This is a genomic window from Longispora albida DSM 44784, assembly GCF_000379825.1.
Lineage (GTDB): Bacteria > Actinomycetota > Actinomycetes > Mycobacteriales > Micromonosporaceae > Longispora > Longispora albida.
On sequence record NZ_KB903833.1, the window covers coordinates 96,149 to 121,816 of the forward strand.

General features: G+C 70.7%; 26 protein-coding genes and 1 pseudogene. 4 read left to right on the forward strand and 23 right to left on the reverse strand.

Annotation, left to right across the window (positions count from 1 at the left end):
• The first annotated feature begins 49 nt into the window (after nucleotides 1-49).
• Complete coding sequence (locus A3G1_RS0117980) at nucleotides 50-379, forward strand: YrdB family protein (protein ID WP_018350867.1); 330 nt, start codon at nucleotides 50-52, stop codon at nucleotides 377-379.
• A 7-nt stretch (nucleotides 380-386) separates the two neighbouring features.
• Here A3G1_RS0117980 and A3G1_RS40640 read toward each other — a convergent pair whose 3' ends face one another.
• Together A3G1_RS40640 and A3G1_RS0117990 are read right to left on the reverse strand one after the other, a co-directional pair.
• A complete protein-coding gene (locus tag A3G1_RS40640) occupies nucleotides 387-1,358 on the reverse strand; it encodes a DUF2567 domain-containing protein (RefSeq protein WP_157641214.1) in 972 nt (323 codons plus the stop codon).
• A gap of 68 nt (nucleotides 1,359-1,426) precedes the next feature.
• The gene (locus A3G1_RS0117990; protein WP_157641215.1) at nucleotides 1,427-1,831 is read right to left on the reverse strand and encodes a hypothetical protein; all 405 of its coding nucleotides are present in this window, start codon (nucleotides 1,829-1,831) and stop codon (nucleotides 1,427-1,429) included.
• A 194-nt stretch (nucleotides 1,832-2,025) separates the two neighbouring features.
• Here A3G1_RS0117990 and A3G1_RS0117995 point away from each other — a divergent pair, with 194 nt between their 5' ends.
• A complete protein-coding gene (locus tag A3G1_RS0117995) occupies nucleotides 2,026-2,529 on the forward strand; it encodes a hypothetical protein (protein ID WP_018350870.1) in 504 nt (167 codons plus the stop codon).
• Nucleotides 2,526-2,954, forward strand: coding sequence for a hypothetical protein (locus A3G1_RS0118000; protein WP_018350871.1), 429 nt, complete (start codon nucleotides 2,526-2,528; stop codon nucleotides 2,952-2,954). The genes A3G1_RS0117995 and A3G1_RS0118000 overlap by 4 nt, the downstream gene beginning before the upstream one ends.
• Nucleotides 2,955-3,127: 173 nt before the next feature.
• Here the strand turns inward: A3G1_RS0118000 and dnaE are convergent, their stop codons facing one another.
• The 6 genes and pseudogenes from dnaE to A3G1_RS0118030 form a co-directional block, all read right to left on the reverse strand.
• Entirely contained in the window at nucleotides 3,128-6,661 is a 3,534-nt protein-coding gene (dnaE, locus tag A3G1_RS0118005; RefSeq protein WP_018350872.1) for a DNA polymerase III subunit alpha, read from the reverse strand.
• An 82-nt stretch (nucleotides 6,662-6,743) separates the two neighbouring features.
• A pseudogene (locus tag A3G1_RS35410) lies at nucleotides 6,744-7,634 on the reverse strand (MinD/ParA family ATP-binding protein); the annotation flags it as partial.
• 196 nt (nucleotides 7,635-7,830) lie between these two features.
• Nucleotides 7,831-8,823, reverse strand: a complete 993-nt coding sequence (locus A3G1_RS35415) for a hypothetical protein (protein WP_018350874.1) — start codon at nucleotides 8,821-8,823, stop codon at nucleotides 7,831-7,833.
• Between the two features lie 47 nt (nucleotides 8,824-8,870).
• Complete coding sequence (locus A3G1_RS0118020) at nucleotides 8,871-9,800, reverse strand: RluA family pseudouridine synthase (protein WP_018350875.1); 930 nt, start codon at nucleotides 9,798-9,800, stop codon at nucleotides 8,871-8,873.
• Nucleotides 9,797-10,390, reverse strand: a complete 594-nt coding sequence (lspA, locus tag A3G1_RS35420) for a signal peptidase II (protein WP_051110580.1) — start codon at nucleotides 10,388-10,390, stop codon at nucleotides 9,797-9,799. The genes A3G1_RS0118020 and lspA overlap by 4 nt, the downstream gene beginning before the upstream one ends.
• Entirely contained in the window at nucleotides 10,387-10,830 is a 444-nt protein-coding gene (locus A3G1_RS0118030) for a TraR/DksA family transcriptional regulator (RefSeq protein ID WP_026212255.1), read from the reverse strand. The genes lspA and A3G1_RS0118030 overlap by 4 nt, the downstream gene beginning before the upstream one ends.
• Nucleotides 10,831-11,020: 190 nt before the next feature.
• On the opposite strand from A3G1_RS0118030, the gene A3G1_RS0118035 reads away from it, so the two are divergent.
• Nucleotides 11,021-11,332 carry a hypothetical protein gene (locus tag A3G1_RS0118035; protein ID WP_157641216.1) on the forward strand — a complete coding sequence of 104 codons (312 nt, stop codon included), beginning with the start codon at nucleotides 11,021-11,023 and terminating at the stop codon, nucleotides 11,330-11,332.
• 222 nt (nucleotides 11,333-11,554) lie between these two features.
• On the opposite strand, the gene A3G1_RS0118040 is transcribed toward A3G1_RS0118035, so the two are convergent.
• The 15 genes from A3G1_RS0118040 to A3G1_RS0118110 form a co-directional block, all read right to left on the reverse strand.
• Nucleotides 11,555-11,836 (reverse strand): DUF167 domain-containing protein, encoded by a 282-nt coding sequence (locus A3G1_RS0118040; protein WP_018350879.1) that lies wholly within the window; start codon nucleotides 11,834-11,836, stop codon nucleotides 11,555-11,557.
• Nucleotides 11,836-12,555 carry a hypothetical protein gene (locus tag A3G1_RS38685; protein WP_018350880.1) on the reverse strand — a complete coding sequence of 240 codons (720 nt, stop codon included), beginning with the start codon at nucleotides 12,553-12,555 and terminating at the stop codon, nucleotides 11,836-11,838. Before A3G1_RS38685 ends, A3G1_RS0118040 begins: the two co-directional genes overlap by 1 nt.
• 33 nt (nucleotides 12,556-12,588) lie before the next feature.
• A complete protein-coding gene (locus A3G1_RS0118050; RefSeq protein ID WP_018350881.1) occupies nucleotides 12,589-13,389 on the reverse strand; it encodes a DivIVA domain-containing protein in 801 nt (266 codons plus the stop codon).
• A 49-nt stretch (nucleotides 13,390-13,438) separates the two neighbouring features.
• Nucleotides 13,439-13,741 carry a YggT family protein gene (locus A3G1_RS0118055; RefSeq protein WP_018350882.1) on the reverse strand — a complete coding sequence of 101 codons (303 nt, stop codon included), beginning with the start codon at nucleotides 13,739-13,741 and terminating at the stop codon, nucleotides 13,439-13,441.
• 17 nt (nucleotides 13,742-13,758) lie between these two features.
• The gene (locus tag A3G1_RS0118060) at nucleotides 13,759-14,397 is read right to left on the reverse strand and encodes a cell division protein SepF (protein WP_018350883.1); all 639 of its coding nucleotides are present in this window, start codon (nucleotides 14,395-14,397) and stop codon (nucleotides 13,759-13,761) included.
• 75 nt (nucleotides 14,398-14,472) lie between these two features.
• On the reverse strand, nucleotides 14,473-15,237 hold the full coding sequence (locus tag A3G1_RS0118065; protein WP_018350884.1) for a YggS family pyridoxal phosphate-dependent enzyme: 765 nt from the start codon (nucleotides 15,235-15,237) through the stop codon (nucleotides 14,473-14,475).
• A gap of 8 nt (nucleotides 15,238-15,245) precedes the next feature.
• Complete coding sequence (gene ftsZ / locus A3G1_RS0118070) at nucleotides 15,246-16,361, reverse strand: cell division protein FtsZ (RefSeq protein ID WP_018350885.1); 1,116 nt, start codon at nucleotides 16,359-16,361, stop codon at nucleotides 15,246-15,248.
• Nucleotides 16,362-16,548: 187 nt separating this feature from the next.
• Nucleotides 16,549-17,304 carry a cell division protein FtsQ/DivIB gene (locus tag A3G1_RS0118075; protein WP_018350886.1) on the reverse strand — a complete coding sequence of 252 codons (756 nt, stop codon included), beginning with the start codon at nucleotides 17,302-17,304 and terminating at the stop codon, nucleotides 16,549-16,551.
• A gap of 3 nt (nucleotides 17,305-17,307) precedes the next feature.
• Nucleotides 17,308-18,750 carry a UDP-N-acetylmuramate--L-alanine ligase gene (murC, locus tag A3G1_RS0118080; protein ID WP_018350887.1) on the reverse strand — a complete coding sequence of 481 codons (1,443 nt, stop codon included), beginning with the start codon at nucleotides 18,748-18,750 and terminating at the stop codon, nucleotides 17,308-17,310.
• Nucleotides 18,747-19,844, reverse strand: coding sequence for an undecaprenyldiphospho-muramoylpentapeptide beta-N-acetylglucosaminyltransferase (gene murG, locus A3G1_RS0118085; RefSeq protein ID WP_040478796.1), 1,098 nt, complete (start codon nucleotides 19,842-19,844; stop codon nucleotides 18,747-18,749). The genes murC and murG overlap by 4 nt, the downstream gene beginning before the upstream one ends.
• Nucleotides 19,841-21,157 (reverse strand): FtsW/RodA/SpoVE family cell cycle protein, encoded by a 1,317-nt coding sequence (locus A3G1_RS0118090; RefSeq protein WP_018350889.1) that lies wholly within the window; start codon nucleotides 21,155-21,157, stop codon nucleotides 19,841-19,843. Before A3G1_RS0118090 ends, murG begins: the two co-directional genes overlap by 4 nt.
• Nucleotides 21,158-21,187: 30 nt before the next feature.
• Nucleotides 21,188-21,673, reverse strand: a complete 486-nt coding sequence (locus A3G1_RS0118095; RefSeq protein WP_018350890.1) for a Mur ligase family protein — start codon at nucleotides 21,671-21,673, stop codon at nucleotides 21,188-21,190.
• Between the two features lie 2 nt (nucleotides 21,674-21,675).
• The gene (gene mraY, locus A3G1_RS0118100; RefSeq protein ID WP_018350891.1) at nucleotides 21,676-22,803 is read right to left on the reverse strand and encodes a phospho-N-acetylmuramoyl-pentapeptide-transferase; all 1,128 of its coding nucleotides are present in this window, start codon (nucleotides 22,801-22,803) and stop codon (nucleotides 21,676-21,678) included.
• Nucleotides 22,800-24,161 (reverse strand): UDP-N-acetylmuramoyl-tripeptide--D-alanyl-D-alanine ligase, encoded by a 1,362-nt coding sequence (locus A3G1_RS0118105; protein ID WP_026212256.1) that lies wholly within the window; start codon nucleotides 24,159-24,161, stop codon nucleotides 22,800-22,802. The genes mraY and A3G1_RS0118105 overlap by 4 nt, the downstream gene beginning before the upstream one ends.
• Before the next feature lie 61 nt (nucleotides 24,162-24,222).
• Complete coding sequence (locus A3G1_RS0118110) at nucleotides 24,223-25,665, reverse strand: UDP-N-acetylmuramoyl-L-alanyl-D-glutamate--2,6-diaminopimelate ligase (RefSeq protein WP_018350893.1); 1,443 nt, start codon at nucleotides 25,663-25,665, stop codon at nucleotides 24,223-24,225.
• Between the last annotated feature and the right edge of the window lie 3 nt (nucleotides 25,666-25,668).

A 25,668-nucleotide genomic window follows, 5' to 3' on the forward strand; every position in this document is an offset into this window, starting at 1 on the left:
CGGCCGGCCGTACTCTTCAAGATCGAAAACGAGGCGAGGAGAGCCCGCGGTGAAGAACGCCAACCTCTTACTGATTTTCCTGCTGGAACTGGCCACCCTGGCGGCCACCGGTTACTGGGGCTTCACTCTGGACCGGGGCTGGCCGGTGCGGATCCTCGCCGGGCTCGGCGTGCCAGCCCTCCTGATCGCGCTGTGGGCGCTGTTCGGGGCGCCCACAGCGGAGTACAAGACGCACGGGGCGGTGCGCGTGCTGTTCGAGGCGGCCTGGTTCGGCTCCGGGGCCCTCGCGCTGTACGCCGCCCAGCGGGTCACGCTCGCGGTCACCTTCACCGTGGCGCTGGTGGCGAGCAAGGCACTCGCGATCATCTGGCGGCAGTAGGGTCCCGCTAGCCTTCCTCGCCCCTGCGGAGGCCCGGGTAGCGGGACCAGCCGGCGATCAGCGTGTACGTGAAGACTGCCGCCAGCGCCTGAGCCGTCAGTACCCCGCGCGGCAGCACCGGCACGCCCAGGATCTCCACGAAGGACTGTGCGGCCAGGTTCGGCGGCCGGTAGAACTGCCAGCCGGCCAGCGCGGTGCTCTTCAGGTCCGCGTACTCGGCCAGGCCCAGCTCCCGGCCAAGCTTCCACGCCACCACGGCACTCAGCAGCGAGCCGGCACCGAGCGCGACCAGCACCACCGGGCCACGCCAGCGGCGCAGCACCAGCCAGCACAGGAGGCCGAGCGCGATGCCCGTCCCCAGCCCGACCAGCGTGAACACCGCATCCGAGCCCATGTACTCCTCGGGCTCACCCGAGGTCAGGATCGGGCCGTCTGCGGTCATGAGCACCGGGACGCGGGGCGACACGGCCGACCAGAGCATCCCGATCGGCACGCCCAGCGCGATGACACCGAACAGCACACTCAGCCCGGCCACCGCCTCACGCCACAGCCGGGGCCACAGCGGAGGGCTCGGTGCCCGCCGGGCTGGCTCGTACTCCGGCCAGATCGGCTCCGGATTGTCCAGCCACTCGGCCACCGGGGCACCGGGCGCGGCACCCGGAGTCCCGGGCTGGACCGGCGGCCACTCGGGCGGCCCGGCCTGGCCGGCCGCAGGGGCGTACTGGTCACCTGGAGCGGGATGAGCCGGGCCGGGGGCTGCGGCATGGGCAGGACCGCTGCCCGGCAGCTGGGCGGGGCCGGTGGCCGTCACCGGCGCCTGCCCGATGCCGGGGGCCGGGGGCTGGTGTGGCCCGGTGCCGGGTCCGCTGCCCGGCGGCCATTCCGCCTGACCGGCCGCTGACCAGGGCGAATCGGGCACAGGGGCCTGCTGGGGGTGGCCAGGCCACGGCTGGGCCGGCTGCTGCTGCGGGGTGGTCACTCGATCATCCTGCCAGGGCGGGGCAAGGAACGCCCGTCCATGCGCCAACCGTGAGATACGCGGCAGGGTCACCCGGGGCGCGGCGGGGTGTACGTGATCCAGGCCGCGAGCATGTAGCAGCCAGCCAGAAGCACCACGGCTCCGGCGAGCGCCGCCCACAGCGGGAGGTCATCGAGGCCACCCAGTCCGCAGGTACCAGCCGCGAGCGTGAGGACCGCGCCGAACAGTGCTGTTGACCAGGCGGGGCGGAACCCGGCCAGCCGGAGGAGCCCCCAGGCCACGAGCCAGCCGGCCACGAGGGCGGTGACGGCGGCATAGATGGTGCAGGCCAGCGCGTCCCAGTCCTCCAGGCCCGCCGGGCTGAGCACGACGAAGAGCCGGACAACCGGGTACCAGGCGAGGGCGGAAAGCATCCCGGCGAGGCCGGCCAGGGCCATCCAGCGGGCCAGGGCCATCCAGCGGAAGCGGCTCATGCGCGCCAGGATGCCAGGAGCCGGTGTGCTTGCGCCCAACAATTGGTTCCGCGCGGACCACTGGCGTGCCCGCTACCTGCCAGGCAGGGGCGGCTGATGCCCAGCGAACGCCTTTCTCGTTACCTTTTTGGCTACGATTCTGGCTAAGACCGCCTGGCCGCTGCCGTGCCGGGACTCCGTGAGAGGGGGCGGCATTGACCACACCGGTGTACGACTACGACTCCAGGTCAGGGGTCGAGCACGCGCTCGCCGACGCGCTGGGCGGCGGCGCGGCACTGCTCGCCGGACCCGGCCGTTCCCGGGTGCTCGTCGTGGCGCTGCCGGACGGCGTGGACGCCGAACAGGCCGCGGAGCGGGTCAGGCGGCTACCGGAGGCACAGCCCCCGTACGGCTGGCACGGGCAGCACGAGGACGGCCTCGCTCCTGCTGCGGCCATCGCCCGGCACCGGGCCCGGCTGGAGGCCGAGCACCCCGATCCGGCCGACCTTGACCGGTACACGCGGAGCTTGATGCTCGGCGGGTACCGCGCCGAGCACGGCCGCCTGCCGACACTTGGGTCCTATCTGGACGAACTGCGGGACCTGGCACCCCTCACCGGCGACGGCGAGGCCGAGATGCTCGCACTGGCCCATCAACAGCTCGATCTGGACGCCCAGGCTCTAGCCGCCTACCCGTTGCCAGCGGCCTCGCCGACGTGACCGGCCAGCCCCGGCAGCTCGTCCTCGACGAGCCGGTCGTCGGCGCGCTCCTGCGCAACAAGCTCATCATGATCCGCACGATGGCCGCGCAGCGTGGCTGGCGCCTTCTCGTGCCGCAGCAGGCGCTGGACGCCTGGGGCGCGCACTTCCTCCACCTCGCGTTCAAGGCCCCCGCCGCCGACATCGGAGTCTTCGAGCTTGTCACTGCTGAGCCCCGGCTGGCCACGGCGGCGGAGCTGGCTGCCGCGTGGATCGCGGACACCACCGGCCTGCACGACCCAGTGCTCGGAGTGATCGTCGCCGTCGCCCAGACCCGGAACGCCGACGCGGTAGTGTCCAGCGAGCGGCGGGCCACAGCGCTCCGCCGCGCGTACCCGGCGCTGGGCGTGCTTCCGCTCGAGATCCCCAGCCTGCCGCGTTCCTGAGCGCGTCCCGCGGAACGTGCCGAGGTCGCGGCGAGTTCCGGCGGTGACCCAGCGGAATTCGGCAGCCGCGCTCAGGGGGCATTCTGCCGCGACGGCGGGTGCTGGCGGACTCCAGTACACAGTGGAGTTTGGGGGCCGGGCAGGGCGCTGGCGTGCGGCACTGCCCGGTGTGGTCAGTCGACGCCGCCGGCGCCGAGCAGGGTCTTGATCTCGGAGCGGAAGGCCACGTCGTTGCGGACCTTGAAGTCGAGGCCCAGGGCGAGCAGGGTCTCCGAGCGGCGCTCGCGGAGCCGGACGTGGACCGGGCACTCGCCACGGTGGCCGAGCAGGATCCGCTTGAGCTCCAGCACGGTCGGTTCCGTGATCTTGTCCCAGGTGGTGTTCAGGACGACCGGAGGGTTGGCCGCCAGGTCCGCCTCCGTGACCTCCAGGACCATCATGTCCGAGCCGACGACGCTGATCGCCTGGTCACGCTTGTTCACGTGGCCCTTGACGGTCACCACGATGTCTTCGGCGAGGTGGTGGGCGAGCAGCTCGTAGGTCTTCGGGAAGAACAGCACCTCCACCGAGGCGTCGAGGTCCTCCAGCATCACGATCGCCCAGGAAGCGCCCTGCTTGGTGATCCGGCGCTGCACCCCGGAGATCATGCCGGAGATCGTGACCGGCATCCGGTCGTTGACGTCCTCGTCGATCACCTCGGAGATCGTCTGCTCCGAGTTGGCCCGCAGGATCCGCTCCGCGCCGGCCAGCGGGTGGTCGGAGACGTAGAGGCCGAGCATGTCGCGCTCGAAGGCCAGGAGTTCCTTCTTGGGCCACTCGGTCGGGGTGAAGTTCAGGTCCAGGCCGACCAGGCCGTCGTCGTTGCTCTCCTCCAGCCCGCCGAACAGGTCGAACTGGCCGACGGCCTCCTGCCGCTTCACGCCGACCACCGCGTCGATCGCCGTCTCGTGGTGCTCCACGAGGGCCTTGCGGGTGTGGCCGAGCTCGTCGAAGGCACCAGCCTTGATCAGCGACTCGACGGTCCGCTTGTTGCAGACGACCAGCTCGGACTTCGAGAGGAAGTCCGGGAAGGAGGTGTAGTTACCCTTCGTCCGGCGGGTCTCCACGATGGACGCCACGACGTTCGCGCCCACGTTACGGATCGCGCCCAGGCCGAAGCGGATGTCCGAGCCGACCGGGGTGAAGGCGTGCGCCGACTCGTTCACGTCCGGCGGGAGGACCTTGATGCCCATCTTCCGGCACTCCGACAGGTACAGGGCCATCTTGTCCTTGTCGTCGCCGACGCTGGTGAGGAGGGCTGCCATGTACTCGGCCGGGTAGTTGGCCTTCAGGTACGCCGTCCAGTACGAGATCATCCCGTAGGCGGCCGTGTGGGCCTTGTTGAAGGCGTAGTCGGCGAACGGGACCAGGATGTCCCACAGCGCCTGGATGGCCTCGTCGATGTAGCCGTTCTTGCGCATGCCGGCCTGGAAGGGAATGAACTCCTTGTCCAGGACCTCTTTCTTCTTCTTGCCCATCGCGCGGCGCAGGTTGTCGGCCTGGCCGAGGGAGTACCCGGCCAGCTTCACGGCCGCGCGCTGCACCTGCTCCTGGTAGACGATCAGGCCGTAGGTGAGGCCGAGGATGTCTTCCAGGTCCTTCTCGAGCGTCGGGTGGATCGGGGTGATCTCCTGCTGGCCGTTCTTGCGCAGCGCGTAGTTGATGTGCGAGTTGGCGCCCATCGGACCCGGCCGGTAGAGCGCGAGCACTGCGGAGATGTCCTCGAAGCCGTCCGGCTTCATCAGCCGGAGGAGCTGGCGCATCGCGCCGCCGTCGAGCTGGAACACGCCCAGGGTGTCGCCACGGCCCAGCAGCTCGTACGTCGGCTTGTCGTCGAGCGGCAGGCCCAGCAGGTCCAGCTTGACCCCGGTCGTGACCTCCACGTTCTTCACGGCGTCCGCCATGATCGTGAGGTTGCGCAGGCCGAGGAAGTCCATCTTCAGCAGGCCGAGTGACTCACACGTCGGATAGTCGAACTGGGTGATGATCACGCCGTCGGAGTCGCGGCGCATCAGCGGGACGTGGTCGATCAGCGGCTCGGCGGACATGATGACGCCGGCCGCGTGCACACCCGTCTGGCGTACCAGGCCCTCCAGGCCCCTGGCCACCTCCATGACCTTCGCGACGTCCGGCTCGTTCTCCACGAGCTCGCGGACCGCGCCGGCCTCGGCGTACCGGGGGTGCTTCGGGTCGAAGATGCCCGACAGCGGGATGTCCTTGCCCATCACGGCCGGGGGCATCGCCTTGGTGATCTTGTCGCCGAGCGCGTACGGGAAGCCGAGCACCCGGCCGCCGTCCTTGATCGCGGCCTTCGCCTTGATCGTGCCGAACGTGCAGATCATCGCGACCCGGTCGGCGCCGTACTTCTCCGTGACGTACCGGATCGTCTCGTTGCGCCCGTGCTCGTCGAAGTCGACGTCGAAGTCGGGCATGGACACCCGCTCCGGGTTCAGGAAGCGCTCGAAGATCAGGCCGTGGGCGAGCGGGTCGAGGTCGGTGATGCCCAGGGCGTACGCGACGATCGAGCCAGCGCCGGAACCACGGCCGGGGCCGACAGAGTGGCCGTTGCGCTTGGCCCACATGATGAAGTCGGCGACCACGAGGAAGTACGAGGGGAAGCCCATCTGGAGGATGACGCCGATCTCGTACTCCGCCTGGGCCTTGTGCGCCTCCGAGTAGCCCGAGGGCCACCGGCGCTGCATGCCGGCCCAGACCTCCTTGCGGAACCAGGTCTCCTCCGACTCCCCCTCCGGGACCGGGAAGACGGGCATCAGGTTCTTGTACTTGAACATGCCCTCGGTCTCGACCTTCTCGGCCACCAGGAGCGTGTTCCTGCACCCTTCCTGCCAGGCGTCCGAGCTGTCGATCGCGCGCATCTCTTCGGCGGACTTGATGTAGTAGCCGTCGCCGTCGAACTTGAACCGGTTGGGGTCACTCAGCAGCGAGCCCGACTGGACACACAGGAGCGCGTTGTGCGCCTCCGCCTCCTCCGGCCGGGTGTAGTGCGAGTCGTTCGTCACGACCGGCTTGATCTGGAGCTTGCGGGAGATGTCCAGCAGGCCGTCGCGGACCCGGCGCTCGATGGACAGCCCGTGGTCCATGATCTCCAGGAAGAAGTTCTCCTTGCCGAAGATGTCCTGGTACTTCGCGGCGGCCTTCAGGGCCTCCTCGTCGTGCCCGAGCCGCAGCCGGGTCTGGATCTCACCGGAGGGGCAGCCGGTCGTGGCCATGATGCCGTCGGCGAACTCGGCGATCAGCTCCGCGTCCATCCGGGGCTTGTAGTAGTACCCCTCCATCGACCCGCGCGAGTTGAGCCGGAAGAGGTTGTGCAGGCCGGTCGCGTTCCGCGCCCACATCGTCATGTGGGTGTAACCGCCGTTACCCGAGACGTCGTCGCTCTTCTGGTCCGGCGTGCCCCACGTGATCCGCTTCTTGTCGAACCGGGTGGCCGGCGCCAGGTACGCCTCGACGCCGATGACCGGGGTCACGCCGGCCGCCTGGGCCTGCTTGTAGAAGTCGTACGCCCCGTGCATGTTGCCGTGGTCGGTGATCGCCACAGCCGGCATGCCCTGCCGCCCCACCTCGGCGAACAGCTGCTTCATCCGGGCCGCGCCGTCGAGCATCGAGTACTCCGTGTGCACGTGAAGATGCACGAACGAATCACTCATGCGACAGCCTCCTCGGCCCAGTGGGGATCTACCGCAAGAGCCTAGCCTCCGGCCCAGGCGCGAGGCGAAACGACACCTGCCGTCAGAACCCGTCGCTGACGGCCGCTGCGGCCTGCAGCCAGGCCATCCTGGTCTCCGGCCTCAGGCTGGAGTAGTCGATCGACGAGCCGGTCTCCAGCGCCGGGTCGTAGGGCACGACCGCGACGGCCCTCGTCCGGGTACCGAAGTGCTTGACCAGGTCGTTCAGCATCGGCGACGGGGTCGGCGTCGGGCAGGAGAGCAAGGTCACCGCGTTGGCGACCACGTCGCCCATGCCCATCTCCTCCAGCAGGTCGAGCATCCAGTCGGCCGTGAAGGCCGCGTCCTCCCGGGGCACGGACGTGACGACGAGCTGGTCGGCGGCCTTGATCACGGTCTGCCAGTTGGCGGACTCCACATTGTTGCCCGTGTCGACGCAGATCACGTCGTGCGTACGCCGCAGCAGCTCCAGCACCCGCCACACCATCGCCGGGTCGAGCAGCCGGGCCACCCGGTGGTCCTCGTCACCGGCCAGCACGTCGTAGGAACCGTCGGAGGCGTGCCGCAGGAACTCGTCCAGCCGGTCGATCAGCTCCTGGCCGCTGGAGTTCTCCACCTCGACCAGGTTCTGGATGAGGTGGCGGATCGTGCGGGCGTGCCGGGCACTGCCGGCCCGCAGGCCCAGCGTGCCGCGCAGCTCGTTGTCGTCCCAGGCCAGCACGCCCCGGCCACGGGCACTGCCGATCGTCGCGGCGCACAGCACCGTCGCCGTGGTCTTGTGCACGCCGCCCTTGGGATTGGCGAACGCGACGACCTTCGACCGGCCGAAGTCACGGCGCAACCGGGCCACGAACTCGTCCACGGGAGACACAGCCTGTGCCGCCCGCCAGCCACCAGGGCTGGGGTCGTAACCATTGGGCTGCTCTGGCGTCGCGGGCCGGGAGCCGCGCGCCCGGTCCAGCAGTGTCCGCCACCGTGGGGCTGACTCCCCCGACCGGCTCCAATCCGTCACCGTATCGTCCTCCCGCAGCCGCCACACCCAGTCCGGGCTCAGCGTATTCGGTTACCTAACGCTCCGGCGAGAGGGAAGGGCTCGCAAGTACCTGCCGAATCGATCACTCTCACACCGCAGGGGCCACTGAGCGCCGGGCTCAGCTCGGGCTCGGCCTCGGGGCCGGGGGTGGTGAGGCCGGTGCCGGGCTCGGCGGCCACGGCGGCATCGGCCCGGTCGGCGGGGCCGTCGGCTGGGGGCTGGGAGACGGCTCAGGACTCGGGGACGGGCTCGGGCTGGGGCTCGGCTTCGCACTCGGTGACGGCGCCGGGGACGGTACCGGTGCGGGGCTCGCTGGAGCGGCCGGATCCGCCGGGTCCGCCGCCACGGTCTGCTGTTCCGGCATCGGCGGCAGGAACACGGCCTGTTCGAGGCGGCCCAGCCCCGGCGTCGGGTCGACGGCCCGGATACCGGGACGCTTCGACAGCTCGGCGAGGGCCGGCGGGGCCGCACGGACGACGGCGGCGTAGACGCAGGAACAGTGCTCCCGGTACGCGGTCGCCTCCGCGCTGGCCTGCGCCGCCCGGCCCCGGTACTCCTGCCGCAGCTCCCGCTCGCGTGGCGTGTCGCCGGTCAGCTGCTTGGCCAGCTTCTCGGCGACCTCGGCGTCGGACTCCTTGCGCCCGGCCGCCGAGTCCATGGCGGCCACCACGTCCCGGGGCAGCTGGCGGACCTCCACGGTGATGATCTCCGTGGCGAGGCCGGGCAGCGGCACCCTGAGGTACACCCGGTTCGGCGCGGCCTGCTCGAAGAGCACGCCCAGCCGTTCCGGTGCCACGTACGCCGCCAGCGACACCAGCGCGAACGTCGGCTTGTCCGGCAGGGTGGCCAGGCGGTCACGCGCGGCGGCCACGTAGGCCGGAATGGATTCGCCCTCGGCGACGCCGACGCGCAGCGGGGTACCCGCGGCCACCCCCCGCCCCGGCAGCGGCGCCCTGGCCGCCATGACGGCCGTCAGCAGCACGGCGACCGTCGCGGTCATGCCGAGCACCGCGAGCACGGCCCGGCGGCCCTGACCGCCGATCAGCGGGCCGAGCGCCCGGCCGAGCCGGGGCACGAGTACCTGGTCGATGCGGCGGAGCAGATCACGCACGTTCGAACCCCCGGAGACAGCAGCGCCGCCGCAGCGCGGCAGGACCTCTAGAGGCCGTCACCGCGCAGGATGCTCAGTGCCCGCCCCAGATCCTCAGGGTAGTCGCTCACGAACTCAACGTAATCCCCGGTGCTCGGGTGATCGAACCCGAGCGTCCGGGCGTGCAGCCACTGCCGGTCCAGCTTGAGCCGGGCCGACAGCGTCGGGTCCGCGCCGTAGGTCAGGTCGCCGACACACGGGTGCCGCAGCGCCGAGAAGTGCACGCGGATCTGGTGCGTCCGGCCCGTCTCCAGCTTGACGTCGAGCAGGCTCGCGGCAGGGAACGCCTCGATCGTGTCGTAGTGCGTGACGCTCGGCTTGCCGCCGGACATCACGGCCCACTTGTAGTCGGCGCTCGGGTGCCGGTCGATCGGGGCGTCGATCGTGCCCCGCGACGGGTCGGGATGACCCTGCACCACCGCGTGGTACCGCTTCTCGACCGTGCGCTCCTTGAACGCTCGCTTGAGGACGGTGTACGCGTGCTCGCTCTTCGCCACGACCATCAGGCCCGTCGTGCCGACGTCGAGCCGGTGCACGACGCCCTGCCGCTCGGCAGCCCCGCTCGTCGAGATCCGGTACCCCATGCCGGCCAGCCCGCCGATCACCGTCGGGCCCGTCCAGCCGGGGCTCGGGTGGGCCGCCACGCCGACCGGCTTGTCCACGACCACGATGTCCTCGTCGTCGTAGACCACGGCCAGGCCGTCGATCCGCTCGGCCACGATCGTCACCGGCGCCGGGGGCGGCGGCAGCGTGACCTCCAGCCAGGAACCAGCCCTGACCTTCTCCGACTTACCGGCCACCGCGCCGTCGAGGAGGATGTTGCCCTCTTCCGCCAGGTCGGCGGCCACGGTACGGGACAGGCCCGTCAGCCGGGACACGGCCTGGTCGAGGCGCAGGCCGTCCAGCCCGTCGGGTACGGGAAGGGTCCTGCTGGTCATGCTTGTTCCGCCTTATCTCGCGTACCGGGGCCGGCGGTCTTGCGTTCCTTCACGGCGCGCGTGCCGTCGATCCGCCGCCCGGTCAGCTCCAGCAGCACGGCCAGCGCGACACCCGTCACCAGTGCCATGTCCGCGACGTTGAAGATCGGCCACACCTGCCCGTACGGGTCGAACAGGCTGAAGAAGTCGATCACCGCGCCGCGCAGGAACCCCGGATCACGGAAGAACCGGTCCACCAGGTTGCCGGTCGCCCCGCCCAGGATCAGGCCGAGGGACACGCCCCAGGGCAGCGAGCGCAGCTTACTGGCGAACCGGATGATCACGCCGACCACCGTCACCGAGATCAGCGTCAGCACCAGGGTGTACCCGCTGCCGAGGCTGAACGCCGCTCCGGTGTTCCGCGCGAAGCTCAGGTACAGCGCGCCGCCGAGCAGCCTGACCGGTTCGCGGTCGGCCAGCTCGGCGAGGGCCCACATCTTGCTGCCCAGGTCGATCGCCAGCACCACGAGGGCGATGGCGACCAGCCAGGCGAGCGGACGGCGCCTGCTCTGTACCTCAAGTACCGGACTGTGTGTGTCTGGGGTGTTCAGCGCCGCTCCTCTAGCTGCTTACACGTCACACACAAGGTAGCTGACGGGAAAGCGGCCAGGCGTTCGACCGGAATGGGGTTACCGCACTTCTCACACATGCCGTACCCGCCGTCGTCGACCCGCTCGAGCGCCCGCTCCAGCTGGATCACACGTTCGTGCAGGTTGTTGGCGAGAGAGATCTCCTGCTCCCGCTCGAAGGTCTTCGTGCCGGTGTCCGCCTGGTCGTCACCTGCGGAGTCGGTCAGGCGCTCGCGCTGCATCTCGCCCATCTCGGCGAGCATCTGGTCGTACTCGGCCTGCAACTCCTGCAACCGCTCGGTGAGCACCGCCCGGATCTTGTCGGTCTCCGCCGCGCTCCTGGCATGTGCGCGCGGAGCCTTGACCGTGCTCTTCCCGGCCACGCTCTTGGTGGCCGTGCTCGTCTCGGCTGGCTTGGCCATCGTCGCTCCCTCGGCCGCGGTCTTGGCGGCGGTCTGCTGTGCCTGAACGGGGGGCACCCCGGCCCGTGCCGGGGTGGTCTTCGCAGTACCTTTACCCATCTCGCCCGCCTCCGCCGGCTGCGGAGACTTGGCATCTTCGACGATTGCAACGCCGGGCGCAGTCTTCCTACCGGCGTTCGACGTTCGAGTGTTGTTCGGAGCGCTCCCGGTCGCGGACGGCGCGCCGTCAGCGGCATTTCCGCCGCTGGTCACGGCCGTTTTCGCCGCCTTCTTCGCCGGGCGTCCCGTTGCTTTCACCGGGGCATCGGCCGTCGCGGCCGGCTCGGGCTCCTTCACAGCTTTCGCCGTCTTCGCGGCCTTCACGGCTTTCACGGTCTTCTTGGGTGCGGCGGCCTGCTCCACCGCAGGGGCCTGCCCGGCCGCAGCGCTCTTCTTCCCCGTACCGGCCTTCGCCGCGGTGCTCTTCCTCGCCGGGGCGGCCGCGTCCTGGGTGGCGGGCTGATCAGCCTCCGCCGCCGCTGGGGTCTTCCGCGTCGCCCCCGTACGCCCGGCCATCACACCCCCTAATGCGAAAAATGGGCACGCGGCAACCGGCGCCGCGCACTCCAGAGGGTGGCAAGAATACGTAACGAAACGCCGAGCCACAAACACGCCACACCTGTCCGCGCGTTTTTAGAATATTACGCCCAGCTCCCCCAAACCGGGCGGCAAACAGCCGGGTTTGTCAGCCGAGCAGGGCCGCGAGCCGGGCGGCGAAGTCCTGCGGCTCGGGATCGATCTGGAGTAGCTTGTCGCGGCTCGTGTGTCCAGTCCGCAATGTGACAGCTGACTTCCGCAGGCCGAAGGCCTCGGCGACGGCACGGAGCACGGCCTCGGTGGCCCGGCCGTCGACCGCAGGGGCCGACACGGCCACCACGAGCGCCGGGCCGTGCGAGCCCTCGTACCGCCCACCGGCCTTCGTCCGCGAGGCGCCCGGCTTGACCCGGACGGCGAGGGTCACGGCCACTAGGGGCCCGACAGAGTGCTGGCAGGCTCGCACAGGGCGCACGGCGTGAACCCGAGCGCCTGGGCCTCCCCCACCGGCAGCGGCTCCGGCTCCCGGCCGTCGAGGTGGGCACAGTCCGCGAGGTGGTACCGGGGGCGGCCGTCGATCACCAGCACCTCGATCGTCATCCGGGACAGCCTGCCGAGCAGGGCCGGCGGCACGTCCTGGGCATCAGGCTCGTCGGACGGGTCGGCGTGGTGCGGCTCCCTGGCCGCAGGCACGACCGGCTGCGAGCTGAACGAGGTACCGCCGAGATGGCCGGCGGGGATGGCGGCCGGGATCTCCTCGGCCGGCGCTGTGCGGGACTCCGGCACAGCGTGCGCTGGGGTGCGCGTGAAGACGGGGCTGCCGAGCGGCGGAGTCGGATCGTCGTCGTCCGGCTCCTCGTCGTCCCCCTCGGGCTCGGCGCCGAGCAGGGGCGGGCTGACCGTACGGGCGGCGGCCAGGCGGTGTGCCTGGCTCACCTTGGCCTCGTACGCGTGTTCCGGCGAGTGTTCCGGAAGAGCGCGCCGCCGGGGGACCTGGCCGGCCGCGGCCTGCCGTGATCCGAGATAGATCAGGGCAGCCGCCGCCGCGCACACGGCGATCGCGCTGAACAGCAGCAGGTTGGACGCGAGAACGAGCCCGAACCCGACGAGCACGGCCGCGCCGATGGTGAGCAGTACACCTGCGATGATCACCGCTCACCCTCCCGCTGGCCGGGCCTGCCTCGGCTAGCGGCCGGAGCCGTCGAGCCCGTTACGCCCAGCGGTGTACCCGCCGGTCAGGCCCGCCGCGGCGAGCCCGCCACCGGTGGTGCCGTTGGCCCGGCCACCCTCGGCGCGAGCAAGCTCGTCCTCGAGGCCCTGGCCCTTGCCGGACAGGTCGCGCAGCTGGCTCTCCAGGTACGCCTTGAGGCGCGTACGGTACTCGCGCTCGAAGGCCTTCAGCTCCTCCAGGTGCTTCTGGAGGGCGTTGCGCTTGGTCTCCAGGCCGCCCATGGCCTCCTGGTGACGCTGGCGGGCGTCGCGCTCGAGCGCCTCGGCCTTGCCACGGGCGTCGCGGGTGACCTCGTCGGCCTTCGCACGGGCCTCGGCGAGGACCTTGTCCGCCTCACGGCGCGCGTCGGCGACGTGGTCGTCGGCGGTGCGCTGGGCCATCATCAGCACCCGGAGGGCCTGCTGCTCACCAGCGTCGCCACCACCGGCGCCGGCGGCGCCCATCTGCTCCAGCTCCTGCTGCATCGACCGGGCGGCCTGCTCGGCACTGGCCCGCTCGCGCTGGGCGTGCTCGAGCTGAGCCTTCATGTCGTTGAGCTCGGCGACGAGACGCGGGTCCGGCGCGCCACCACCGGCGGCCGGAGCCGGCCGACCGGAGGACTGGGCACGGAGGTCGGTGTTCTCCTCGATGAGGCGGGCGAGCTCGCGCTCCACCTCGTCGAGGAAGGCGTCAACCTCGTCCTCGTCGTACCCCCGCTTGCCGATCGGGGGTTTCTTGAACGCGACGTTGTGCACATCGGCCGGGGTCAGCGGCATCGGAACTCCTCGGGTCAGTTGAGGCCGCGCGGTCACACGGTCTGAGAGGCTACGCCCCCCGGACCAGAGGCCCTACTACAAGATGCAAGAGCACTAACACGATAACGAGCAGAGCTAGGAAGGCCAGGTCCACGCTCACCGTACCAATCCTCAGCGGTGGGATCACTCGCCTCAACGCCCGAAGGGGCGGTTCAGTGACGCTCCACACGCATTCCATCGCGGCGGCCGCCCCGCGTCCGGGGTGCCAGCGCCGCGCGAAGGCACGCACCCAATCTAGGACAAGCCTGGCCATGAGGAAGAGGAAAAAGCCGTAGATGAGCAGGTAGACGACCTGCATCAGGGTCGAGAACACGAGTGGCGCGCCCCGCTTCAGCTCTGGTGGAAGAACCCGCCCTCAGCGATCTTCGCCTTGTCCTCAGCCGTGACTGTGACGTTGGCCGGTGAGAGCAGGAACACCCGGTTGGTGACGCGCTCGATCGTACCCCGGAGGCCGAAGGCCAGCCCTGCCGCGAAGTCGACAAGCCGCTTGGCGTCCGCTTCGTCCATCTCCGTGAGGTTCATGATCACGGGAGTACCGTCCCGGAACCGCTCCCCGATCGTGCGTGCCTCGTTGTACGTCGTGGGGTGCAGCGTCATGATCCGGTAGCCGGACTCGTCGTCCTCTGCGACCACGGCGCGCTCCCTGAGCTGTACCTGCGGAGCGAGGGCGAGGTTGTCCTGGGTGAGAGTCGTGACGGTGCCCCGGCCGCCCTGGCCGCCGAGGGAGCGCAGGCTCGCCCGCTCAGCACGGGTCTCGGCCGCGGCGGCTGCCGCGCGCAACCGTGGCGCGTCGATCTCCGGCTCCTCGGCGGGCTCGGCGTCCTCGTACTCGTAGTCGTGACGCTCGTGGTCGCGGTCGCGGGAGTTCGGCCTGCGCTCGCTGTACCGGCTGTCGTCGTCGGTCTCGTAGCGCTCGTCGTCGTCCTCGATGAGGCCGAGCCAGACGCCGGCCTTCCGCAGCGCACCCATAGCGTCTCCCCCTTCGCTTACGGCCCCCGCTGGTCCCGAGAGCACCAAATCACACCGATGTGATTCGATGCTCACTCAGGCTAACCCAGCGGATGGCCGGCTTCCGAGCAATAAGCTGCCAACACGCACGTGTGTCGCGCCGTACGCGATGGCCTCGGCAAGATCGCCGCTCATCCCCGCCGAGAGCAGGGTCGCTGTCGGATATCTGACACGAAACGCCGAGGCGGCCTCAGCCAGGACGGCGAAGGCCCGCTCGGGCTCCCAGTCCAGCGGGGCCACGGCCATCAGGCCCCGGAGGTTCAGCTCCGGCCGGGCGGCGACGGCGGCGCCCAGGGCTTCGAGGTCCGGGATCGCGACCCCGCCCCTGGCCGGGTCGCCGTCGATGCTCACCTGGAGCAGCACGTCGAGTGGCCGGTCAGGGCGCTTCTGCTGCACAGCGCCGGCCAGGGCTGTCACCAGCGGCTCACGGTCCACCGAGTGGACGCAGCTGGCGTACTCCACAACGGACTTCGCCTTGTTCCGCTGGAGCTGCCCGATGAAGTGCCAGCGCGGGCCGGCCCCGCCGAGCACATCGGACACGTGCGCGGCCTTGGGAGCGGCCTCGGCGTCCTTGTTCTCGCCGACGTCGGCCACGCCCAGGGCCGCGAGGTGCAGGACGTCGCTGGCCGGGTACGTCTTGGTGACCGCGACCAGTGTGACCTCGTCCGGCTCGCGGGACGCTGCCTTGCAGGCGTCGGCGACCAGCTCACGAACCCGGCCAAGCGCGTCGCTCAGTGCAGCGCGCCTGGCCGGGTCGTGAACGGATGCCTCGTTGCCGGTACCAGAAAGATCTTTGTGCATTGAAGGGGTTATGCGCCGTTCTTGAGGAAGTCGGGGACGTCCACGTCATCGAACAGCACCCGGCGCGGGGCCGGCGTCGGGGTCACCGGGGTGACCGGGCGCGGCGCCGACTGCTGCGGCGGGGCCGCCTGCTCCACCGGGACCTTGCGGACAGCCTCGGCCGGCTTGTAGGCGGGGCTGCCGCCGTCGAAGCCCGCGGCGATCACGGTGATCCGGACCTCGTCGCCCAGCGCGTCGTCGATGACCGCGCCGAAGATGATGTTCGCGTCGGGGTGCGCCGCGTCGGTGACGAGCTGCGCCGCGTCGTTTATCTCGAACAGGCCCAGGTCGGAACCGCCCGCGATGGACAGCAGCACGCCACGCGCGCCGTCCATGCTCTGCTCCAGCAGCGGGCTGGAGATCGCGTGCTGGGCCGCCTCGATCGCCCGGGAGTCGCCACGAGCCGAGCCGATGCCCATCAGGGCACTGCCCGCGCCGCTCATGACGCTCTTCACGTCGGCGAAGTCGAGGTTGATCAGGCCCGGCGTGGTGATCAGGTCCGTGATGCCCTGGACACCGGACAGCAGGACCTGGTCGGCCTGCCGGAAGGCGTCCATCATGGACATCGAGCGGTCGCCCAGGGCGAGCAGCCGGTCGTTCGGAATGACGATCAGGGTGTCGCACTCGTTGCGCAGATCGTCTATTCCCGACTCGGCCTGCACCTGGCGGCGCTTGCCCTCGAACGAGAACGGCCTGGTCACGACGCCGATGGTCAGCGCGCCGAGCTTGCGGGCGATGCTCGCGACGACCGGCGCGCCGCCGGTGCCCGTGCCGCCGCCCTCGCCGCAGGTCACGAAGACCATGTCGGCGCCCTTGAGGACTTCTTCGATCTCGTCGCGGTGATCCTCCGCGGCCTTCTTGCCGACATCAGGATTCGCGCCAGCCCCAAGGCCCCGGGTCAGCTCGCGGCCGACGTCGAGCTTGACGTCGGCGTCGCTCATCAGCAGTGCCTGAGCGTCGGTGTTGATCGCGATGAACTCGACGCCCTTGAGGCCGACTTCGATCATCCGGTTGACGGCGTTGACGCCGCCCCCGCCGATCCCGACAACCTTGATGACCGCGAGGTAGTTGTGCGGAGTCGTCATCGGCCTGCCTCCCCCTTCGTGTTGATCTGCTGGATGAGCAGCGCGGAGGGCAGAACTCTAACCCTCTACTAGAGACTTACGGTTATGTCAACTTCACGTTCTGGCCCGGAACGTATTCCCCATCGTGCCGCAAACCAAAGACATTCTGCGGCGTGTCGCGGATCTTGTTCTTGACAATTACGGGCGATCATCGGGTCACGGGAAAATCAGGCGCACTGACATCGATGGTCTTACCCGGTTTGCCGAGAAGTACCGTAGCGGCCGTCGCCTTCTTCTCATTGGACTCCGCATCGCCCCAGATCACTTTACGGCCACCTTTGAGTCCAAGCTGGATTCTTGTCACTGATTCGGCTTCGAGGACGTCGAGCTGGGCTTTCAGCTCCGGGGTCAGCGCGGCGAGTACCCGCAGAGCCGCCTTTGTGGACGGGTCGGCCCGGGCGGGGTTCGCCAGCTTCAGCAACGGCAGGCCCTCGGGACGGGCCGGGGTGATCTGGAACAGAACGCCTTCGTGATCGAGCACCGCGAAAGCGCTCGGCTGCTGCACCACCGCCGTGCCCTGGCGCTCTGTGACTGTCACCACCACGGTGCTCGGCCACGATCGCGACACGTCCACCCTGGCCACCGGGGCCAGTGTGCCCACCCGCTTCCCGATGCCGTCGGTGTCGATCCGCGCCAAGGGTGTACCCAGCGGCACCCGCGCCGCGCCCCGGACCTGCTCCTTGCTCAGGATCCTGGCCCCCACCACCTCGACCTCGGAGACGGACAGCAGCGGGCTGCCGTACACCCCCCAGGCCAGCAGAGCGAGGACGGCCAGCACCCCGGCGGCGACCAGCCACGGCTTGGCGGTGTTGATCCGCCGCTGCCGCGCCCGGGCCGCGAACCGGCGCACAGAGGACGGCAGCGCCTCCCGCCTGGCCCTGACCAGCTGCCAGCGCCGGGCCACGCCCTAGTCGCTCTTCTCTTCGGCCGCGGCCGACTCGGCCAGGGCAGTCAGGAGTTCGTCGCCCATCAGGGCGATCGGCGGGGCGCCCATCGTGACCACGACGTCGCCCTCACGGGCCCGGAGCGCTACCTCGGCTGGCACGTCCTGCCAGGACGGGACGAAGACCTTGTCGGCGGCGGGGAGCCCGACCGCGTGGGTGAGGGACGCGCCGCCCTCGCCCGGCTCGCGTACCTCGCCCGGGCCGAACACCTCCATCACGATCGCCTGGTCGGCGAGCGCGAGGGCTGCGGCGATCTCGGTCTCGAAGTCACGCGTCCGGTACACCCGGTAGGGCTGGAAGACGACGATCAGGCGGCCGTCGCCGGCGACCCCGCGCAGCGTGCGGATCGCGGCGTCCATCGAGGTCGGGTGGTAGGCGTACTCGTCGTACACCCGGACGCCGGCCGCGATGCCCTTCAGCTCGAAGCGGCGGCGGACACCGGGGAAGCCGGCCAGGGCCTCCACGACGCACTCCTCCGGCAGGCCGAGCCGGAGCGCGGTGAGGACACCGGCCGCCGAGTTGAGAGCCATGTGGTGGCCGGGAGTCGGCACGCTGATCTCGCCGAGCGGGCGGCCGTCCAGCCACGCGAAGTAGCGGACACCGGAACTGCCCGACGCGATCTCGGCGATCCGCAGGTGGGCGTCCTCGGCGAGGCCGTACGTGTAGACCGTCCGGCCCTCGGCGACGAGCCGGCCAGCCAGCTCCCGGCAGCGCGAGTCGTCGGCGCACGTCACCACGAAACCGTCCGGCGTCGTGCACCGGGCGAAGTCCATGAAGCCCTCGGTCAGGCCGTCGAGGTCGCCGTACGTGTTGAGATGGTCGGCGTCCACATTGGTGATGATCGAGACGAACGGGCGGTAGCGGAGGAAGGAGCGGTCGCTCTCGTCGGCCTCCGCGACGAAGTACTGCCCCGAGCCGTGGTGGCCGTTCGAACCGGTCTCCGAGGACTCGCCGCCGATGAAGAACGACGGGTCCTGGCCGCAGTGCTGGAGGACCAGCGTCGACATGGAGGTCGTGGTGGTCTTGCCGTGCGTGCCGGCCACGGCGATCGTCCGCCGGCCCGTCATCGCGGCAGCCAGGGCCTCGGAACGGTGCAGCAGGCGCAGGCCACGGCGGCGCGCCTCGACCATCTCCAGGTGATCGTCCGGGATGGCCGTCGAGTAGACGACCGTGTCGACGTCGTCGAGGTTCTCCGGGACGTGGCTCATGTGGATCGTGCCGCCGAGGGCGCGGAGCCCGGCCAGCGACGGCCACTCGCGCAGCTCGCTGCCGGAGGTCGGGACGCCCCGGGTGAGCAGCAGGCGGGCCAGGCCGCTCATGCCGACGCCGCCGACCCCGATCAGGTGCACCCGGCCGAGATCCTCGGCGGTCACGCCGTCGTCGATCAGCGAATGCATCTCCTTCATCGCGCCGCCACCTCCAGCACGTAGTTGCGCAGCTGCTCGTCGCCGTCGCGCCTGCCGTACCCGGAAGCCGCCTGCCCCATCGCCACCAGCCGGTGCGGGTCGGACAGCAGCGGGATGATGTTCCGGGCCACCCAGTCGGGCGTGCACTCGGCGTTGTCGACGATCAGGCCACCGCCGGCCTCCACGACCGGGAGGGCGTTCCGGCGCTGCTCGCCGTTGCCGTAGGGCAGGGGTACGTAGATGGCTGGCAGGCCGACAGTGGTCACCTCGGCGACCGTCAGTGCCCCGCCACGGCAGAGCACCATGTCCGCGGCCGCGTAACCCAGTTCCATCTCTTTGAGGAAGTCCACAGTGACGTACGGTGCCGCCAGGCCGGTGGGGATCTCCAGCGGCTCCTCCTGGCGGGCGCCAATGATGTGGAGGATCTGGAAGCCGGCGTTGGTGATGGCCCGGGCGGCACCCGCGACGGCCAGGTTGATCTGGCGGGCGCCCTGCGAGGCACCGAAGACGAACAGCGTCGGGCGGTCCGGGTCCAGGCCGAAGTAGCGGCGGGCCTCCGCGCGGCGGGCCTGGCGGTCCAGGGTCGCGATGGACCTGCGCAGCGGCACGCCGACCACCCGGCCGCCCAGCTCGGGCAGCGCCGCGGCCTGGCCGGGGAAGCCGAGGGCCAGGTGGCCGCCGACCTTCATGCCCAGCTTGTTCGCGACACCCGGGGGCACGTTGACCTCGTGGATGACGACGGGGGTCTTGCGGCGCCACGCGGCGAGGTACGCGGGGACGGCGACGTAGCCGCCGAAGCCGACCACGGCCTCAGCCTTCACCTCGTCGAAGATCGCCTTGGTGGCCTGCATCGCCCGCCACATCCGCGGCGGGGTCTTCACCAGGTCCAGGTTGACCGAGCGGGGCAGCTGGTAAGCCGGCACCGTCCGCAGGTCGTAACCCGCGGCCGGGATCAGCTCGTTCTCCAGGCCCTTCGGCGTGCCGAGGCAGGTGATCCTGATCCCCGGGTCATGCCGCCGCAGGCAGTCAGCGAACGCGAGCAACGGATAGATGTGCCCGCCCGTGCCACCACCAGCGAGAACCACTGACCTCATGACCGACCCTTCGAAGATGTACCGCTGCGCTGCCTGGGCGCCGCCCGGTCCGCGCCGTTACCGGGCAACGGGGGCAGCGGAGCCCAGAGTAGTCGTCCCCACTTCCCGGGCGGCCGGGCGTGCAGGGCAGCCGCAGCCTCGGGCTCGGCCCTGGCGAAGGAGGCGAGCATCCCGACCGCCGCCAGCGAGACCACCAGGGAACTCCCGCCAGCCGAGATGAACGGCAGGGTGACCCCGGTGATCGGGACCAGGCCGATCACCACGCACATGTTCAGGATGGCCTGCCCGGCCAGCCAGATCGTCGCCGACCCCGCGGCGAGCCGCCGGAACGGGTCGGCCACCCGGCGGGCGATCCGCAGGCCGGCGTAGGCGAGCACGCCGAACAGCGCCAGCACGACCGCGCAGCCGACGACGCCCAGCTCCTCGGCGATCACGGCGTAGATGAAGTCGTTGGCCTCCTCCGGCAGGTACCCCCACTTGAGGCTGCTCGCGCCGAGGCCCACGCCGAACCAGCCGCCGCGGCCGATCGCGTAGTAGGACTGCATGGCCTGTAGGCCGGTCTCCGTCGGGTCCAGCTCTGGGTGCCAGAAGGACTTGAGCCGGGCCTCGCGGTAGTCGGAGGGGATCAGCCAGATGAGGGCGAGGATCGCGGCCGTGCACGTCGCGAGCAGCAGGCCCAGGATGCGCAGCCGGACACCGCCGATCCACAGCAGGGCTCCGAACGTGGCGAGCATGCACAGCATCGTGCCGAGGTCGTGGTACCCGACGAGGCCCAGCAGGAGGCCTGCCACCGGGAACAGCGGGGCCGCCAGCTCCTTCGGCTGGTCGAGCACGTCACGCTTGCGTACGAGCAGCTCGGCGGCCCACAGCACCAGCGCCAGCTTCGCGAACTCCGCCGGCTGGACCTGCATCGATCCGATGTGGAGCCAGATGCCCTGCGCGTCGACCTGGATCCCGCCGAACGACAGCTTGCCCCCCATCAGCCCGCCGACGAACATGAACGCCTGCACGCAGATGGCGACGATGACGAGTGGCGTGCCGAGCGCCCGGTACGTGCGGACGGGCAGCCGCTGGAACAGCCAGAAGCCGATCAGGCCGAGGACGGCCCAGGTGGCCTGCTTGGTGACCACGGCGAACGCGTTGCCCGACTTGACGTACGCCGTGACGCTGGTCGCCGAGAAGACCATCACGAGCCCGATCGCGACCAGCAGGCCGACGCTGGCGAGCAGCAGGTAGTACGACGCCAGCGGGCGGGCGAGCAGGCCGCGCCACGCGGCGAGGGGCGTGGCCGGGCGGGCGGAAGCAGTCGTCACGGATCACCTCTCACGCTGTCTGTGGCACCGTCAGGTGCGATGTGCCCGCAGGCCCGCCCTGATCGCGTCCGGGCCGGCCCCGCAGGCCAGGGCGAGGGAGGCCGCGGCCAGGGCGTTGACGATGTCGTGCACGGTCTCCGGGTGCAGGTCAGCCAGGACGCCCAGCTCCGTGGCGTCGCCCTCGCCCGTCCGGTCGACCAGGATGTCCTCGACGAGGCCCACACAGCCGCTCGGCGGGATGTCGAGGGTGAAGCCGATCGTGCGGCCGGGGTGGGCGGCCAGGGCCGCCGCCACCTCCGGCTCGTCGAGGAAGCCGACAGCGATCCCGCCCTGCCAGGCCGCCGGGTGCCGGTCGCCGTTGAGCCAGACCCCGGCCAGCGGGGCGCTCTCGCAGGTGTCGCCCGCGGTCAGCTCGGTGACGGTGAGGCGCAGGCCGGCGGCGTCGAGCATCGGGGCGAGCAGCCGGGCGGTACCCGTCTTGCCCTGGCCCCCGGACACCGCCAGCCAGTCACCCATGCTCAGCCCTCGGCCTTGATGAAGTCGGCGTAGAACACGCCCAGCGCGACCAGCACACCCAGCCCGGCGATGATCCAGAACCGGACGACGATGTTGACCTCGCTCCAGCCCTTCAGCTCGAAATGATGCTGGAGGGGTGACATGCGGAAGATCCGTTTACCGGTGGTCCGGAACGAGATGATCTGGAGCACCACCGACATCGTGATGATGACGAACAGGAACCCGAGGATCGGCAGCAGCAGCACCGTGCGGGTCGCCATCGCCATGCCGCCGATCAGGCCGCCCAGCGCCAGCGCGCCCGTGTCGCCCATGAAGATCCGGGCCGGGGACGTGTTCCACCACAGGAAGCCGAGCAGCGCGCCGGCCGCCGCGGCGGCGACCATCGCGATCTCCAGCGGATCCCGGGTGACGTAGCAGTAGGCCTCGCCCTGGCGGGCCGGCGGGTAGTCGGGGCACCAGTGCCGGTACTGCCAGAAGGCGATCATCGTGTACGCCATGAGGACCAGGATCGACGCGCCGGTCGCCAGGCCGTCGAGCCCGTCGGTCAGGTTCACCGCGTTACTGGTCGACATGATCACGAAGATGAAGATGACGACGGCGACGATCGTGCCGGTCCTCATCCACTCCACGTCACGGGCCAGCGACAGGTACTCGCTGCCGACTGTCAGCTCGTAGATCTGGTTGCCGCGCTCCAGCACCCGGGGGAAGTTGAGCGCGAGGATGCCGAAGAACGCGCCGACCAGCACCTGGCCGATCAGCTTGCCCCGCTTGTTGAGCCCGGCGGAGTTCTTCTTCTTGACCTTCATCCAGTCGTCGAGGAAGCCGACCAGCCCACAGCAGACGAACAGGCCCAGCAGCACGATGCCCGTCATCGTGATGTTCTTCGGGCGGCCCGCCGACTCTGGCAGGCCGATGCTGACCAGGTGACCCACGCCGTAGGCGATCACGGTGGCCAGGATGAAGACCACGCCGCCCATCGTCGGCGTGCCCCGCTTGCCGAGGTGGGTGGCCGGGCCGATCTCGCGGATCGGCTGGCCGGCCTTCAGCGCGCGGAACACCCGCACGGCGAAAGGGGTGGCCAGCAGCGACAGTACAAACGCGACAAACGCCGCGATGATAACGGCTCTCACGCCGTGATTCCTTCCCGGAGCGCGTCAGCGACCTGCCAGGTCCGATAGCGGGAACCCTTCACCAGCACCACGTCGCCCGGCCGCAGCTCCGCGCGGAGCACAGCGATCGCGGCTTCCTGGTCTTGCAGCAGCACAGCCTCTCCTCCCGCACCCTCGGCGATGCCAGCGGCCTCGGCCGACACGGCGAGGACCCGGCTGACGCCCAGCTCGGCGGCCAGCCTGCCCGTCTCCAGGTGGCCCTCGCGTTCCGCGTCGCCCAGCTCGGCCATGTAGCCCAGCACCGCCCAGCTCCGCCGGCCCCTGCCGATGTCGGCCAGCGCGCGCAGCGCCGCCGCCATTGAAGCGGGATTGGCGTTGTACGAGTCGTCGATGACCGTGACCCCGCCGGAGTCGAACACGTCCATCCGTCTGGCGGAGACTAACCGCAGCCCCGGCAACACGCCAGCCAGGGTTTCGGTGCTCATGCCGAGCTCGCGGCCGATCGCGGCCACCGCCAGCATGTTGCCTACCTGGTGACGGCCGGAGACGGCGAGCGTCACGGGCGCGGAGCCCTCCGGCGTGACCAGCGTGAAGCTGGGCCGGCCGCGATCGTCCACGGTGACGTCCTCCGCGCGGATGTCCGCGTCCGGGGCCTCGCCGACGAGCACGACGCGGGCCTTGGTGCGGCCAGCCATGGCGCGGACCCGGTGGTCGTCGGCGTTCAGGATCGCCAGGCCGTCCTCCGGGAGCGCCGCGACCAGCTCGGACTTGGCCTCGGCGATCACGTCAGCCGAGCCGAACGCACCGAGGTGGGCGACGCCGACGTTGAGCACGGCGGCGATCCGCGGCTGGGCGATCCGGCACAGGTACTCGATGTGGCCGACGCCTCGCGAGCCGTACTCCATCGCGAGGAACCGGGTCTCCGCCGTGGCCTTCAGCACCGCGCACGGGAAGCCCAGCTCGTTGTTCGGGCTGCCGGGCGGGCCGACAGTCGGGCCGAGGGTACGCAGCAGCCCCGCGATCAGGTCCTTGGTCGTCGTCTTGCCCGAGGAACCGGTCACGCCGACGATCGTCAGGTCGCCGTGGCGGCGGACCAGCTCGGCGGCGAGCCGCCCGACCGCGATCTCCGGGTCGCCGACGACGATCGCCGGGACACCGACGGGACGCGTGGCGACGACGGCGGCCGCTCCACTGTGGATGGCCTGCTCGGCGAAGTCGTGCCCGTCGAACCGGGCGCCGGCGATGGCGACGAACAGCCCGCCGGGCGTCACGGCCTGCGAGTTGTGCTCGGCGGTGCCGGTGACCAGCGTTTCCGGGTCGGCGTCGTGCAGGACACCGCCCATGACGGCGGCGGCGTCGGCGAGGGTCATGGGGATCAAAGGCTTGCTCCTGCGGCCCGAGGGTCGTGGTCGGTGGTCACGGCGTGCCGGTCGTGGTCAGTCACTGCGCGCCGCCGGAACGGGCCTGGAGGGCTGCCGCCAGCTCGATCCGGTCGTCGAACGGCAGGATCTCCCCCGCGACCTCCTGGCCGCGTTCGTGGCCCTTGCCGAGCAGTGCGATCGTGTCGCCGGGCCTGGCGATCCGGACGGCTTCCTCGATGGCGGCCCGGCGGCCGGGCACCTCCACGCAGCTACCGGAAATCCCGGCGATGACCTCGGCCCGGATGACCGCCGGGTCCTCGCCGCGCGGGTTGTCGTCGGTGACGATCACGACGTCGGAACCGGTCGCGGCCGCCTCGCCCATGACCGGGCGCTTGGCGCGGTCCCGGTCGCCACCAGCGCCGATCACGCAGATCAGGCGGCCCTCGGTGACCTCACGCAGCGCGGCCAGCGCGGCGCGGATCGCGTCGGGCTTGTGCGCGTAGTCGACGACGCCGAGCACCGGGCGCTCGGCGACGCACTCCAGCCGGCCAGCGACACCCGCACAGGCCGCGACGCCCGCCGCCGCGACGACGGGGTCGACGCCGGCCTCAGTGAGCATCGCGATGGCGAGCAGCGCGTTGGAGATGTTGTGCCGGCCGGGGAGCCGGACGCCGGCCTGGACAGCTCCAGCGGGGCCGTTGGCCGTGAACTTCTGCTCGTAGCCGGTACCGGAGATGTCCGTGGCGTACCAGGTGGCCGCCGCGTCGCCCGCAGCCGAGTACGTGACCGTCCCGTCCGTCACCAGTGGACGGAGCGCGGGGTCGTCGTAGTTGAGGACGGCGCGCTCGGAGCGGCCGTCGAACAGGCGGGCCTTGGAAGCGAAGTAGTCCTCGACGGTGTGGTGCAGGTCGAGGTGGTCCATGCCGAAGTTGGTGTACCCGGCGACCTTGTACCGCACGCCCTCCACCCGGCCCAGCTTCAGCGCGTGGCTGGACACCTCCATCGCCACGGCCGTCACGCCCAGCTCCACGGCCCGGCCCAGCAGGCCCTGGAGCGCCGGGGCCTCTGGCGTGGTGCGGGTGCTCTCCACGACCTCCTCGCCCAGCCGGGTCTCCACCGAGCCGACCATGCCGGTGACGTGGCCCGCGGCGCGCAGGCCGGACTCCAGCAGGTACGCCGTGGAGGTCTTCCCCGCCGTCCCGGTCACGCCGAGCATGATCAGCTCGCTGCTCGGGTCGCCGTAGACGAAGGACGAGACGGCGCCGAGGACGGCACGCGGGTCTTCGACCACGAGCACCGGCAGGTCACCGGCCCGCTCCGCCCCGGCGGGGTCGGTCAGGACAGCCACTGCCCCGGCCTCGCGGGCCTGGGCGGCGAACTCCGCGCCGTGCCTGTTCGCGCCGGGCAGCGCCGCGTACAGGTCACCGGGCCGCACCTCTCCGCTCGCCAGGGTCACTCCGCTGACGGCCACACCAGCCGGGGCGGTCAGGCCGAGGACGGCGGCGATCCCGGCGAGATCCACCGG

Excerpts from the sequence above, each read along its gene's own strand:
- A3G1_RS0118030 (WP_026212255.1), bottom strand. The coding sequence starts at position 10,830 with ATGGCCAAGCCAGCCGAGACGAGCACGGCCACCAAGAGCGTGGCCGGG.
- A3G1_RS0118020 (WP_018350875.1), bottom strand. The coding sequence starts at position 9,800 with ATGACCAGCAGGACCCTTCCCGTACCCGACGGGCTGGACGGCCTGCGC.
- A3G1_RS0118095 (WP_018350890.1), bottom strand. The coding sequence starts at position 21,673 with ATGGGTGACTGGCTGGCGGTGTCCGGGGGCCAGGGCAAGACGGGTACC.
- A3G1_RS0118060 (WP_018350883.1), bottom strand. The coding sequence starts at position 14,397 with ATGGGTGCGCTGCGGAAGGCCGGCGTCTGGCTCGGCCTCATCGAGGAC.
- A3G1_RS0118050 (WP_018350881.1), bottom strand. The coding sequence starts at position 13,389 with ATGCCGCTGACCCCGGCCGATGTGCACAACGTCGCGTTCAAGAAACCC.
- A3G1_RS0118065 (WP_018350884.1), bottom strand. The coding sequence starts at position 15,237 with ATGCACAAAGATCTTTCTGGTACCGGCAACGAGGCATCCGTTCACGAC.
- ftsZ (WP_018350885.1), bottom strand. The coding sequence starts at position 16,361 with ATGACGACTCCGCACAACTACCTCGCGGTCATCAAGGTTGTCGGGATC.
- murC (WP_018350887.1), bottom strand. The coding sequence starts at position 18,750 with ATGAAGGAGATGCATTCGCTGATCGACGACGGCGTGACCGCCGAGGAT.
- A3G1_RS0117990 (WP_157641215.1), bottom strand. The coding sequence starts at position 1,831 with ATGAGCCGCTTCCGCTGGATGGCCCTGGCCCGCTGGATGGCCCTGGCC.
- murG (WP_040478796.1), bottom strand. The coding sequence starts at position 19,844 with ATGAGGTCAGTGGTTCTCGCTGGTGGTGGCACGGGCGGGCACATCTAT.
- dnaE (WP_018350872.1), bottom strand. The coding sequence starts at position 6,661 with ATGAGTGATTCGTTCGTGCATCTTCACGTGCACACGGAGTACTCGATG.